Genomic DNA, 12,386 nt, shown 5'->3' with positions numbered 1-12,386 from the left:
AAAAATGAATCAAAGCGACCGCGCAATGATCTCCTTCATGATCTCGTTCGTCCCGGCATAGATCCGCTGCACGCGCGCATCCGCCCATGCCCGCGCGATCGGGTATTCCCACATGAACCCGTAGCCACCGTGCAACTGAACACACTCGTCGAGCACCTTGCACTGCAGGTCGGTGCCCCAGTACTTGGCCATCGCCGCCGTCGGCACGTCGAGCTTGCCTTGCAGGTGCAGTTCCAGGCAGCGGTCGACGAAGACACGGCCGATCTGGATTTCCGTGGCCATCTCCGCCAGTTTGAACCGGGTGTTCTGGAAATCCGCGATCGACTTGCCGAACGCCTTGCGCTCGCGGGTGTAGTCCAGCGTCCACTGCAGCGCCGCTTCGGCTGAGGCCAGCCCGCCAACGGCCACCGTGAGGCGTTCCTGAGGCAACTCCTGCATCAGGTAGGCAAAGCCCATCCCCGCCTGGCCCAGCAGGTTTTCCTTGGGCACACGCACATCCTGGAAGAAAAGCTCCGAGGTGTCCTGGGCTTTCATCCCGACCTTCTCCAGGCGCTTGCCCTTGTCGAAGCCCGGCGTATTGGCTTCCACCAGAAACAGACTGGTGCCCTTCGCGCCGGCCTTCGGATCGGTCTTGGCGACGACGATCACCAGGTCGGCCAGATAGCCGTTGGTGATGAAGGTCTTGGAGCCGTTGATCACGTACTCATCGCCATCGAGCACGGCCGTGGTTTTCACTCCCTGAAGGTCGGAACCGGCGCCCGGTTCGGTCATGGCGATCGCGGTAACCATCTCGCCGGACACCAGCTTCGGCAGGTACTTCTGCTTCAGCGCCTCACTGCCGTAATGCAGGATGTACGGCGCCACGATGTCCGAGTGCAGGGAGAAACCGATGCCGGTCAGGCCAAGCCGACCTACCTCTTCGATCACCACCGCGCTGTAGAGAAAGTCCGCCCCCAGGCCGCCGTACTCTTCCGGCAGATGTGAGCAGAGCATCCCCGCCTCCCCTGCCTTGTTCCACAGCTTGCGGTCGATATAGCCTTGTTTTTCCCATTGCCCATGGAAGGGCACCGCCTCCTTTTCGAGAAACGTCCGCACGCTGTCGCGGAAAAGCTCGTGCTCGGAACTGAACAAGGTTCTGGGGATCATGCGGCACCTTTTCTTTGTTTTTAGAAGGAGTTGTCCTTCAGAGACTATGCCTCGCTTCCGATACAGGACACTGGACACATCCGACAAAAAATAAGACGATCCAGCCGTCTGGTGACCACTTCCCCCTATAAAAATAAAGTTGAATTATGTCTAACCAAGCCTCCACGCCCCTGCGGCGCGTCAGCATCCTGGCCATCGACCGGGTTTTCGCTTCCACCCTCATGCAAGCCAAGGATTTCTTCCACCTCGCCAGCCTGCGCTACGGCAAACAGCTGGGCCAGGGCCTGACACCGGCGTTCGAAACCCGTCTGGTCAGCCCCGATGGCAAACCGGTCAACACCTTCAGCGATGTGATGATTCCGGTGGACGGCGGGCTGGAAAACGCCGATATCATCATTCTTCCCGCGTTCTGGGACGATTTCGAAAGTCTCTGCAAACGATACCCGCAAGTCCTGCCCTGGTTGCGCCAACAGCATGCGCGCGGCGCCGTGCTGTGCGGCGAGGCCACCGGTGTGTTCTGGCTGGCCGAAGCCGGGCTGCTCAACGGCAAGGAAGCGACCACCTACTGGCGCTTCTTCAATGCCTTCGCCGAACGCTTCCCACAGGTCCAGCTCAATCAGGACAAACACCTGACCGACGCCGACAACCTGTACTGCGCCGGCGGAACCACCTCGGCGTGCGATCTGTACATTTACCTGATCGAGCGTTTCTGTGGCGCCAATGTGTCCCAGGCCGTAGCGCGGGACATTCTGTACGAGGTACAGCGCAGCTACTCGCCGGGACGCATCGGTTTTGGAGGCCAGAAGCTGCACCAGGACGTGATCATCCTGCAGATCCAGCACTGGCTCGAAGAACACTTCGCCGACAAGTTCCGCTTCGAAGACGTCGCCCGCGAACACGGCATGAGCATCCGCAACTTCATGCGCCGCTTCCAGACCGCCACCGGCGACAAGCCACTGCATTACCTGCAGCGCCTGCGCATCGAAACCGCCAAGGGCTTGTTGTCCGGCAGTCGCAAGAGCATCAAGACCATCAGCTATGAGGTGGGCTATGACGATGCGAGCTTCTTTGCGCGGCTGTTCCGCCAGCACACGGAGCTGTCGCCGAACCAGTATCGCCAACAGTTCCAGCAGGCTGCCTGAACCTCAAGGCAATCGCAAAACACTGTAGGAGCTGCCGCAGGCTGCGATCTTTTGATCTTGAAAAATCAAAATCAAAAGATCGCAGCCTGCGGCAGCTCCTACAGGGGGATCTTCAGCGCATAAAAAAGGGCCTGCAAATGCAGGCCCTTTTATTTTACGAATCCTCTTACGGCTTGTGCGCCCGGGCCAGGAATTCGTGGGATTGCATTTCCAGCAGACGACTCAGGGTACGCTGGAACTCGAAGTTCAAGCGCCCGCCGGTGTACAGGTCCTTGAGTTCGACTTCGGCAGAAATGATCAGCTTCACGTTACGGTCGTAGAACTCGTCGACCATGTTGATGAAGCGTCGGGCGATGTCGTCGGTGGTGACGCTCATCTGCTCGACATCGCTGAGCAGCACGGCGTGGAAGATCTTGCCCAGTTCGATGTAGTCGTTCTGGCTGCGCGGGCCGTCGCACAGTTCACGGAAGTTGAACCAGGCCACGTCATCACAGGTGCGCAGGGCACGAATTTCACGGTTTTCGATCATCAGCACGTCATTTTCGACCGCAGCCGTGCATTCCGGCGTCAGCGCACGGAAGCTCTTGCGCAGGCTTTCGTTGGCGGCTTCGTCGAGCGGATAGTGGAACAGCTCGGCTTGTTCGAGGTGACGCAGACGATAGTCGACGCCGCTGTCGACGTTGACGATCTCGGTATTCTGCTTGATCAGCGCAATGGCCGGCAGGAAGCGTGCCCGCTGCAGGCCGTCCTTGTACAGGCCGTCCGGCACGATGTTCGACGTCGCAACCAGGGTCACGCCGTTCTTGAACAGTTCTTCCATCAGGGTGCCAAGGATCATGGCGTCGGTGATGTCGGAAACGAAGAACTCATCGAAGCAGATGACCCGGGCTTCGGAGGCGAAACGCTTGGCGATGATGGTCAGCGGGTTTTTCTCGCCGCCCAGGGTTTTCATCTCTTCGTGCACGCGCTTCATGAAGCGGTGGAAGTGCGTACGGGACTTTTCCTTGAACGGTAGCGCTTCGAAGAAGGTGTCCACCAGGTAAGTCTTGCCGCGACCTACGCCGCCCCAGAAATACAGGCCCTTGACCGGGGTCTGATCCTTCTTGCCAAACAACTTGCCCAGCAGGCCCGGCTTGTTTTGCTCGGCCGCGACCAGATCGTCGTACAGGCGCTGCAAATGACGCACGGCAGTTTCCTGCGCGGCGTCGTGGAAGAATTCCGGGCGTTTCAGATCAGCTTGATATCGTTCTAGGGGCGTCATAATTCGTTAGCAAGGCAACAAAAACGGGCCGACACTGTAGCGACGGCCCGGAGGAATGGCAATCGGCCCTTGGTCGGGCCGAACCGTTGTTTATTCCTGAACCGGCGTCAGGGCAATGCGCAAGGCCTCGATGGCCGCGTCGCGTGCATCGCTGTCAGCAAAGGCCGGGCTGTCGGCAACGCACAGGCCTTCCAGCCATACACTGAAGTTCAGGTCTTCATTTCGCACGTCCAGTGGCTGACCCGATTGCAGTTGCTTGGTCACCTGACCGGCGGTCTTGCCATCGGCGAAGTTGCGCGACAGCAGCAGTTGTTCGCCATCGGCGGCCAGCAGACGGAAGCGGAAACTGCCGTCGTCTTCACGGAAGCTGACAAAACGCGCAGCTTTCGCGGCTTTTTTCTTGATGGTCGTCGCCACCTGGGTCTGGGCAACGAAGGAGCGCAGGCCCACCGCTTCACGCAGTTCGTTGAGGAAGGGTGTCGCTACCGCACGGGCCTTTTTCGCACCGTGTTGCAGGATGTCTTCCAGATCCGCCGGACGCTCGATCAACTGGTTGTAGCGCTCGCGGGATTCACCCAATTCGTTGTCGAGCAACTGGAACAGGCGATTCTTCGCCTCGCCCCAACCCAGGCCCTGCAACAATTCGCTGCGGAACTCGTCGGCCTGCGCCGGTGCGGCGAATGCCTGGAACAGGGTGAACAGGTGCGAGTTATCAGGATCCTTGGCTTCACCCGGCGCGCGGGAGTCGGTGACGATCCGCGAAATCGCGTCCTTCATTTCCTTGGCGCTTGAGAACAGCGGAATGGTGTTGTCGTAGCTCTTCGACATCTTGCGGCCATCCAGGCCCGGCAACGTGGCGACGCTCTCTTCGATCAACGCCTCAGGCATGGTGAAGAACTCTTTGCCCTGGCCAAACAGGTGGTTGAAGCGCTGGCCGATGTCCCGCGCCATTTCCACGTGCTGGATCTGGTCGCGACCGACCGGCACCTTGTGCGCGTTGAACATCAGGATGTCCGCCGCCATCAGCACCGGGTAGCTGTACAGGCCCATGGTGATGCCGGCGTCCGGGTCTTCGCCGGTCTCGACGTTCTTGTCCACGGAAGCCTTGTAGGCGTGGGCGCGGTTGAGCAGGCCCTTGGCGGCAACGCAGGTCAGCAGCCAGGTCAGCTCGGGGATTTCCGGGATGTCGGACTGGCGGTAGAAGGTCACGCGGTCGACATCCAGGCCACCGGCCAGCCAGGTCGCGGCGATTTCCAGACGCGAGCGCTGGATGCGCAGCGGGTCATCGCACTTGATCAGGGCGTGGTAGTCGGCCAGGAAGTAGAACGAATCGGCATTGCTGTCGCGGCTGGCGACGATCGCCGGGCGGATGGCGCCAGCGTAGTTGCCCAGGTGCGGCGTGCCGGTGGTGGTGATGCCGGTGAGGATACGGGTACGAGTCGTCATGGGTAATCGCTTGTCAGACTGCAATCAATTCGAGAGACGCGGCAGGATCAGATCCTTGAGATCGGTCAGCTTGCCATGAAAAAAGTGTCCGCATTCTGCCACTTTCAGCAGCTCATGGGGACGTTCGAGCGTGTCGGACCATTGGTAAACGACTTGTGGATCGATCACTTCGTCGGTTTCCGGCTGGATCAAGGTCAGCTCGCCGTGCTGCGGCAACTGATCCCGGTCCCCCAGGCGCATGACCGCCGGCGCGACCATGAACAAGTGCTTGAGCTGCTCGCCCCTGGCCTCAAGGCGTCCGCCGAGACTTGCTGCAACAAAACCGCCGAAGGAAAAACCAAACAGGGTCAGCGGCAACTCCGGGTGTTTGCTGCGAAACCATTCGGCGACAGCCTGGGCATCATCAACTTCACCGGTGCCCATGTCGTGGGAGCCCTCGCTGGCACCGACGCCACGATAGTTGAAGCGCAGGGTGACCAGCCCGGCGTCGCGCGCAGTGCGCTGCAGGGTCGAAACCACTTTGTTGAGCATGGTGCCGCCCTGCACCGGGTTCGGATGGCAGATCAGCGCCAGGCCGCGAGGTTGCTCGGTGTCCAGGTAAAGGGCTTCCAGTTGACCCACCGGGCCATCAATCACTACAGGGGTTTCGCGCATAAGCAAGGAAGGAACTCCGTGACCTCGAATCGGGTCGACTCGTCTAGCAAATTGTCTGTGGCTGTCTATTGCGAGTGAATCGCGGTATACAGCGCAGGTTCGAGCCGTTAACGTAAAGCAAAGCCGTTTATAGAGGAAGGACTCGTGGAACACTCGCTCTTAGTTTGGTTGCTACCGACTCTTGCCCTGGTTGTGGGTGTCGCCATTGGGTTCCTGATCGCTCGCCTTGCGCCGAATGCCGCGCCTAGCAGCACGCAACGTCAGCTGGACGATATTCAGGAACGTTTCGACAGTTATCAGAACGAAGTGGTGACCCACTTCAACAGCACTGCGACATTGGTCAAGAAACTGACTGCGAGCTATCAGGAAGTGCAGGACCATCTCGCCGAGGGCGCCAACCGCCTGGCCCTGGACGAACAGACTCGCCAACGCCTGCTGGCCTCCCTGCACGCCGATGCAGCGCAGGCACCCCGTGAACGCCTGACGCCACCGCGCGATCAGGAGCCGCCGCGCGACTACGCACCGAAAGCCCCGAACGCACCGGGCATGCTTGATGAGCATTACGGCCTGAAGAAGTAATCAGGTTTCAGGTGTGAAAAAGCCCCCGGACGGGTGATTGTCCGGGGGCTTTTTTGTTTCTGGGTTCTTCATTGGTGTGGATACGGATACGGATATGGATATGGATATGGATATGGATATGGATATGGATGATTTCTTGTAGGAGCTGTCGAGTGCAACGAGGCTGCGATCTTTTGATTTTCAGAAGCAAGATCTAAAGATCGCAGCCTGCGGCAGCTCCTACAGCACAAAAAAAACCGCCCGATCTGATGAGGATCGGGCGGTTTAATTACGTCAGACGATCAAGGGTACTGCTGAACCTGACCCTGCTGCTGACCACCATACTGCTGACCCGGAATCGCCTTGAGGTTGACCTCTACACGGCGATTCTGCGCCCGACCATTGGCGTCGCCGTTGCTGGCAACCGGACTATCCGGACCCGCGCCGCGAGCGCTCAGGTTGGCACCGCTGACCCCTTGCGAGGTCAGGTAGGTGGCCACGCTTTGTGCACGACGCTGGGACAGGTCCATGTTGTGCTGGCGGCTGCCGGTGCTGTCGGTGTAGCCCACGATTTCGATCTGGTTCTGGTTGAACTCTTTCAGCGAGCCCGCCAGGTTGTTCAGCGGTTGATAGAAACTTGGGGCAATGTTTGCCGAGTCGGTAGCAAAGGTGATGTTGCCCGGCATGATCAGCTTGATCTGGTCGCCCTGGCGCTGCACTTCAACACCGGTGTTGGCCATGCTGGCACGCAGCTTTTTCTCTTGCTGATCGGCGTAGTAGCCGTAACCGGCCGCCGAAGCACCGACCACTGCCGCACCGATCAGCGCGCCCTTGCCACGATTATCGTGATTGATCGCAGCACCGGCCAGCGCACCGGCCAGAGCGCCGAGACCACCATACTTCGCGGTCTTGCTCATGCCTTCGGAGCCGCTATCCGCCTGCCCCTGAGGCTGTCCTTGACCGCCGTAAGGGTTGGGCGAGGCACAACCGGACAAAACGGCCACAGCCGTAGCGACAATAATCAAACGACGCGTGGTGAACATGTATAGCTCCTACTTTTTTGCATTCTGTGGTGCAACGGACCAAGGCACAGCCTTTGCGGGTGTTGGATCACTTCCGGGAACAAAAATTCCGCTCGTTACAAATCAGGCCCGTACAAAGGGGTTTTCGCGCATTTCATCGCCCAGACGAGTGTCCGGACCATGCCCGGCCACCACCGTCGCCTCTTCGTCGAGGGTGTACAAACGCTGCTTGATCGAACGCACGATGGTGGCCTGGTCGCCGCCCCACAAATCCGTGCGCCCTACCCCACGCTTGAACAACGTGTCACCGGCAATCAGCAGCTTGGCATCGGCAAACCAGAAACTCATCGACCCCGGTGTGTGCCCAGGCGTGTGAAGCGCCACGCCACAGCCGCAGGCCAGCTCTTCATCATCGGCCAGCCAGCGGTCCGGGGACGGCACCGGGGTGTAGGGCACACCGAACATCTGGCACTGCATTTCCAGGTTGTCCCACAGAAACTGGTCTTCCTTGTGCAGGTGCAAGGTTGCGCCGGTTTTCTCCTTGAGTTGACCGGAAGCCAGGAAATGATCGAGGTGCGCGTGGGTGTGAATGATGCTGACCACTTTCAGCCCCAGGGCATCGAGACGCGCCAGGATCAGCTCATGATTGCCACCCGGATCGACGACGATGGCCTTTTTCGTCACCGGATCACCGATGATCGTGCAGTTGCACTGCAAAGGGCCGACGGGGAAGGTTTCGCGGATGAGGGTGGGATGCTGGGACATCGGGGGCCTGCTCGATAAACGGGGACGGGCGATTTTCGCACAATTGAGTATCCAGCCAATGGCCGCGATGTGTAACGTGAAAAATCCTTAACCCAGCACCCCCAATTCCTTCGCCCGCGCCACGGCCTGCGTACGCCGCTCGACCCCGAGCTTGCTGTTGATGTGACTGGCGTGGGTCTTGACCGTGTGCAGGGAGATAAACAGTTGATCGCTGATTTCCTGGTTCGAGCAGCCCTGGGCGATCAATCGCAGAACCGCCAATTCCCGCGTACTGAGTTGCTCCGCAGCCGAGCAGGGCTCCGGTCCGGGGCGAGCAGTCAGCGCCGGCAGCTTTTCACTGAGGCTCAGGGAAACAGGGGTTGGCGAACACTGTTGAAGCTGCCCACGCAGCCAGTCCGGGTGCTCGGCCAGCAAGCCCTCGAAGGGTTGCAGCACGCCTCCGCCAGCGGCGTCCAGCGCCTGGACCAGTGCCTTGCGTGCCTCCGGCTCCCGTCCGCTGCCCAGCAACAACGCCACTTTCTGGGTCAGCGCCATGGCACTGAGCATCTGCCGACCACTTTGCTGGCCATGTTCGAGCAGCGCATTCAATCGCCCTTCGGCCAGCATCGGCTGGCCCTGGATGACGTCCAGCAAAGCTTGCTGCAATTCGATATGCAGCGGCAATTGCGGATGGAACTCCGGCGGTGCCGCCGCGTTTTCGCCGTTATAGGTCTGCCCCAGACGCGCCAGCCAGGCTTCGGCCAGATCGGTGCGCCCCTGGGCCAGCCAGAGTTCACATTTGACCAGGGTGATCATGGCCAGGTAGTAGATCGGCGGCACATCCCAGATATGCATGAGCCGCTCGGCTTCGGCCAGTTCGGCAAAGGCTTTGGCGAACTCGCCGCTGCTGCCTTCCAGCCTGGCAATCACGCAGTGGCCGATCAGCACGCTGATGTCACGACAGGCGCGTGCCTCGCTCAGACCGGCCTGCAAGCGCACCCGCGCCAATTGCGGCTGCATGCGCAGGGCCAGCAAAAAGCCTTCGTACAATGTCAGCCGGGCGCGAACCGCATACAGCCGTTGTGCAGACAAACTCTGCAGGCGTTGCAGGCCCTGACGGACTTCTTCCAGTGCCCGACAGATTTCTCCGCGCGCTTGCAGCACCCGTGCGCGGTCGTAATGCGCGAGCGCTTCGAACAACGGGTTACCGACACGTTGCGCCAGCTCCAGCGATTCGCGGTTCAGTCCCCGTGCCCGCCACAAATCACCGTCGGCAATGGCCAGGTTGGACAGGGTCGAGAGGCACATCAGTCGCTGGCCGTAACGCTTGGCCGGAAGACTTTCCAATGCCTCGCGGCAGTACTGCAGCGTCAGTTCACGATTGCCGCGCCCACGGGCAATGATGCCACTCAACGCCAGCCATTGAGCCAGCATGGACTTCTGGGCGGTGGCCGACGGCGCGGGCAGGAAGCGGCTCAAATGGCTGGCCAGCTCTTCGGCAGCATCCAGCTGGCAAGCCATGCCCAGCGCCCAGCTATACAGCACAATCAGTCGCGGCGTGCTGATCAGCAAGCTGTCGGGCAAGTCCATTTTCCAGCGCAGCAACATGCCGACATTCTGCTCGGCCAGCAGTTGCTCTTCGGAGAGGTTCTGCACCAGATTCGCCGCGACGTCCAGGTGACCGGCCCGCAAAGCTTGCTCCACCGCCTCATCGAGCAGCCCCTGGGCATTGAACCAGCGGCAAGCACGCAAGTGCAGGCTCGCGGCCGGCACCATCGACTGAGACGTCGGCCGCGTACGCAACAGATCGGAAAACAGATGGTGATAACGATACCAATGACCATGCTCGTCCAGCGGCACCAGGAACACTTGATGGGCAAGCAGGAAGCGCAGGATCTCACCGCTGTCATGGGCGTCGCGAACGGCATCGCACAGTTCGCTGCAAAAACGTTCCTGGGGCGCCGTGTCATAGAGGAACGACTGGACCTCGGCGGGCAGGCAATCGATGACTTCTTCGAGCAGATAATCGCGGATCAACCCCTCCCCGCCATGCAACGATTGCGGCAGCGCGCCATCGGTGCCCGCCTCCGAAGCCGCCAGCAGCCAGAAGCGTAACCCCGCAACCCAGCCTTCGCTGCGCTGGATCAGGTTTTCCAGCGCCTCACCGCGCAAAGAACTGCTGTGCCGGTCGAGCAGGCTCAAGGCCTCGTCGTGGGTCAGGCGCAGATCCTGCTCGTGCAATTCCAGCAGTTGCCGCGACAGCCGCAGCCGCGCCAGGTGCCAGTCGGGACGTTGGCGGCTGGTGACCATCACCAGCAAACCATCGGGAAGATGATTGAGGAAAAACTGCAGGCAACGGTCCAGTACTGGTCCCTGAGCCAGGTGGTAATCATCCAGCACCAGCAGCAAGGGCGTCGCCGTGGACAGGTGTACGGCCAGTTCGTCGAGCAAGCCGTCGAGCCATTCTTCGAATGCGAACGGCTGATGGCGCTGACGCATTTTCAACAGCCCGAGGGATTGCCTGCCCAGGTGCGGGAAATAGTCCTGAAGGCCTTCCAGCAGCCGCTCGAGAAAGCGTCCCGGGTCACTGTCTCGCGGACTCAACCCCAGCCAGAGACTTTGCCAGTGCGCCGGCAACCCCTGACAAAACTCCACCGCCAGCGAACTCTTGCCGAACCCTGCCGGGGCACTGACCAGCAATAACCTGCCTGCGAGCCCGGCACTCAGACGCTCGCACAAACGTGGACGCAGCACATGACCATCGGGCAACGGCGGACGGAAAAACCGCCCGTCGAGTGTCGCGACGGCAGACTGTGCAGAACCTGGGGGTGTAGACAAATCAGTCATAGCCGGCTCTTGTTTGAATTGCGGGTGGCGGCGTTGCAGATGTCCGCAGACTAGCCGTAAACGGATAGGGAATGAAGGTAATTGCTACAAATGGCTACAAAAAGTCTACAAGCAAAAAAAAACGCCCCGAACCAGTCGGGGCGTTTCAGAGGGTGCGGCCTCGTTTCGGCGCTCGTTAGCGAATACCGTCCTGACGCAATGCCGCCGGGGTGAAGTCGCTGGTAGTGGCAGTGAAGCCGAAGTCATACGACGACTTCTCTTCGTTCTTCATACCCAGCGCCAGGTAACGGCCAGATTGCAGGTCGTACAAGGCTTCCAGGGCGTACCACGGCACTTGCTTGTCGTAGTAATCCTCGGCATGTGCCTCGGCGACGCGCCACAGTTGACCACGACCGTCGTAGTGATCGACCACCGCCGCTTGCCAGGTATCTTCGTCGATGTAGATGTCACGCTTGGCGTAGATGTGGCGCTGACCTTCCTTCAAGGTGGCAACCACATGCCATACCCGGCGCAGCTCGTAACGAGCCAGGTCCTGGTTGATGTGACCGGCCTTGATGATATCGGAGTACTTGAGCTTCGGATCGTCGAGCTTGTAGCTGTCGGAGGCGATGTACATCTCTTTCTTGCCTTCGAGTTTCCAGTCGTAGCGATCCGGTGCACCGTTGAACATGTCCAGGTTATCGGAAGTACGCAGGCCGTCGGCTGCGGTACCCGGGCCGTCATAGGACACTTGTGGTGCACGACGCACTCGGCGTTGGCCGGCGTTGTAGACCCACGCCGAACGCGGTTCCTTCACCTGGTCGAGGGTTTCGTGCACCAGCAGCACACCACCGGCCAGACGTGCCGGGGCGAGCACTTTCTGCTTGTAGTAGAACAGGATGTTGCCCGGGTTCGCCGGATCGTAGTCCTTCATCTTGTCACGGAACACGAACTGGTCCTGGAAGTACACCAGGCTGAACGAGCCGTTCGGCTGTGGCGTGGCCTGGGCCACCAGACGGGTCACGCTACCACCCCGATAGCGGGTGATGTGGTTCCAGATGACTTCAACGCCGCTTTTTGGAATCGGGAACGGAATGGCGGTTTCGAAGTTTTCCAGGCCGTTGCCGCCGGACACCAGCTTGGTGTTGGTGGCGTTTTTCTTGATGGCGGCGAACACCTCATCCGGCACGGTAGAACCGCGATGAGACGGGTATACCGGCATCTTGTAGGTTTCCGGGTAGCGCTTGAACATCGCGTACTGACCCGGTGCGAGCTTGTCCTTGTACTGGTCGACGTTCTGCGCCGTGATGGTGAACAGCGGTTTTTCGCTGGCGTACGGATTGGACAGGAAACCTTTGCTGTCGACCGTACCGGCGTTCTTCGCCAGCGGCTTCCAGGCCGGGATCGAACCGTCGGCGTTACCCGCCATTTCGGCGCCCATCGGGGTCAGGCTCTTGCCCAGTTTGTCGGCCTCGGCCTGGGGAACCGCTGCGATGACGCTGGTCGCCAGCAGCGAAAGACCCAGAACACCGGCGTGGAACAGACTCTTTGTTATTTTCATATGTTTGTTCGTCCTGAAAATTCAGT

At 60.1% G+C, this 12,386-nt stretch carries 10 protein-coding genes; 2 read left to right on the top strand and 8 right to left on the bottom strand.

Annotated features, from left to right (window positions below):
- Positions 1 to 9 precede the first annotated feature (9 nt).
- Entirely contained in the window at positions 10 to 1,146 is a 1,137-nt protein-coding gene (locus AC3WJW_RS15125) for an acyl-CoA dehydrogenase family protein (protein WP_095965544.1), read from the bottom strand.
- A gap of 221 nt (positions 1,147 to 1,367) precedes the next feature.
- Here AC3WJW_RS15125 and AC3WJW_RS15120 point away from each other — a divergent pair, with 221 nt between their 5' ends.
- Positions 1,368 to 2,288: a GlxA family transcriptional regulator gene (locus AC3WJW_RS15120; protein WP_172435712.1), complete on the top strand. Its 921-nt coding sequence runs from the start codon at positions 1,368 to 1,370 to the stop codon at positions 2,286 to 2,288.
- 166 nt (positions 2,289 to 2,454) lie between these two features.
- On the opposite strand, the gene zapE is transcribed toward AC3WJW_RS15120, so the two are convergent.
- The 3 genes from zapE to AC3WJW_RS15105 all read right to left on the bottom strand — a co-directional run bounded on the left by zapE (position 2,455) and on the right by AC3WJW_RS15105 (position 5,649).
- A complete protein-coding gene (zapE, locus tag AC3WJW_RS15115; RefSeq protein WP_493726562.1) occupies positions 2,455 to 3,549 on the bottom strand; it encodes a cell division protein ZapE in 1,095 nt (364 codons plus the stop codon).
- Positions 3,550 to 3,639: 90 nt separating this feature from the next.
- Entirely contained in the window at positions 3,640 to 4,995 is a 1,356-nt protein-coding gene (locus AC3WJW_RS15110; protein ID WP_493726561.1) for a tryptophan--tRNA ligase, read from the bottom strand.
- Positions 4,996 to 5,019: 24 nt separating this feature from the next.
- Complete coding sequence (locus AC3WJW_RS15105; protein WP_493726560.1) at positions 5,020 to 5,649, bottom strand: alpha/beta hydrolase; 630 nt, start codon at positions 5,647 to 5,649, stop codon at positions 5,020 to 5,022.
- Between the two features lie 144 nt (positions 5,650 to 5,793).
- Between AC3WJW_RS15105 and AC3WJW_RS15100 the strand changes: the two genes are divergently transcribed.
- On the top strand, positions 5,794 to 6,228 hold the full coding sequence (locus tag AC3WJW_RS15100) for a Z-ring associated ZapG family protein (RefSeq protein ID WP_102701919.1): 435 nt from the start codon (positions 5,794 to 5,796) through the stop codon (positions 6,226 to 6,228).
- 281 nt (positions 6,229 to 6,509) lie between these two features.
- On the opposite strand, the gene AC3WJW_RS15095 is transcribed toward AC3WJW_RS15100, so the two are convergent.
- The 4 genes from AC3WJW_RS15095 to AC3WJW_RS15080 form a co-directional block, all read right to left on the bottom strand.
- The gene (locus AC3WJW_RS15095; RefSeq protein ID WP_493726559.1) at positions 6,510 to 7,250 is read right to left on the bottom strand and encodes a YiaD family glycine zipper/OmpA-like lipoprotein; all 741 of its coding nucleotides are present in this window, start codon (positions 7,248 to 7,250) and stop codon (positions 6,510 to 6,512) included.
- 102 nt (positions 7,251 to 7,352) lie between these two features.
- Positions 7,353 to 7,994 carry an MBL fold metallo-hydrolase gene (locus AC3WJW_RS15090; protein ID WP_007972557.1) on the bottom strand — a complete coding sequence of 214 codons (642 nt, stop codon included), beginning with the start codon at positions 7,992 to 7,994 and terminating at the stop codon, positions 7,353 to 7,355.
- 87 nt (positions 7,995 to 8,081) lie between these two features.
- Positions 8,082 to 10,820, bottom strand: coding sequence for a winged helix-turn-helix domain-containing protein (locus AC3WJW_RS15085; RefSeq protein ID WP_493726558.1), 2,739 nt, complete (start codon positions 10,818 to 10,820; stop codon positions 8,082 to 8,084).
- Positions 10,821 to 10,995: 175 nt separating this feature from the next.
- Entirely contained in the window at positions 10,996 to 12,360 is a 1,365-nt protein-coding gene (locus AC3WJW_RS15080; protein ID WP_102701917.1) for a DUF1329 domain-containing protein, read from the bottom strand.
- Positions 12,361 to 12,386: the final 26 nt, after the last annotated feature.

It is taken from the genome of Pseudomonas sp. GW821-FHT07G06 (assembly GCF_058986625.1).
The sequence above is the reverse complement of the archived record's forward strand: the minus strand, read 5'-3'. Positions and strand labels throughout refer to the sequence as shown.

What these genes read in the sequence shown, in the direction of transcription:
- AC3WJW_RS15125 (WP_095965544.1), bottom strand. Translation starts at nt 1,146, where the DNA reads ATGATCCCCAGAACCTTGTTCAGTTCCGAGCACGAGCTTTTCCGCGAC.
- AC3WJW_RS15120 (WP_172435712.1), top strand. Translation starts at nt 1,368, where the DNA reads ATGCAAGCCAAGGATTTCTTCCACCTCGCCAGCCTGCGCTACGGCAAA.
- zapE (WP_493726562.1), bottom strand. Translation starts at nt 3,549, where the DNA reads ATGACGCCCCTAGAACGATATCAAGCTGATCTGAAACGCCCGGAATTC.
- AC3WJW_RS15110 (WP_493726561.1), bottom strand. Translation starts at nt 4,995, where the DNA reads ATGACGACTCGTACCCGTATCCTCACCGGCATCACCACCACCGGCACG.
- AC3WJW_RS15105 (WP_493726560.1), bottom strand. Translation starts at nt 5,649, where the DNA reads ATGCGCGAAACCCCTGTAGTGATTGATGGCCCGGTGGGTCAACTGGAA.
- AC3WJW_RS15095 (WP_493726559.1), bottom strand. Translation starts at nt 7,250, where the DNA reads ATGTTCACCACGCGTCGTTTGATTATTGTCGCTACGGCTGTGGCCGTT.
- AC3WJW_RS15090 (WP_007972557.1), bottom strand. Translation starts at nt 7,994, where the DNA reads ATGTCCCAGCATCCCACCCTCATCCGCGAAACCTTCCCCGTCGGCCCT.
- AC3WJW_RS15085 (WP_493726558.1), bottom strand. Translation starts at nt 10,820, where the DNA reads ATGACTGATTTGTCTACACCCCCAGGTTCTGCACAGTCTGCCGTCGCG.
- AC3WJW_RS15080 (WP_102701917.1), bottom strand. Translation starts at nt 12,360, where the DNA reads ATGAAAATAACAAAGAGTCTGTTCCACGCCGGTGTTCTGGGTCTTTCG.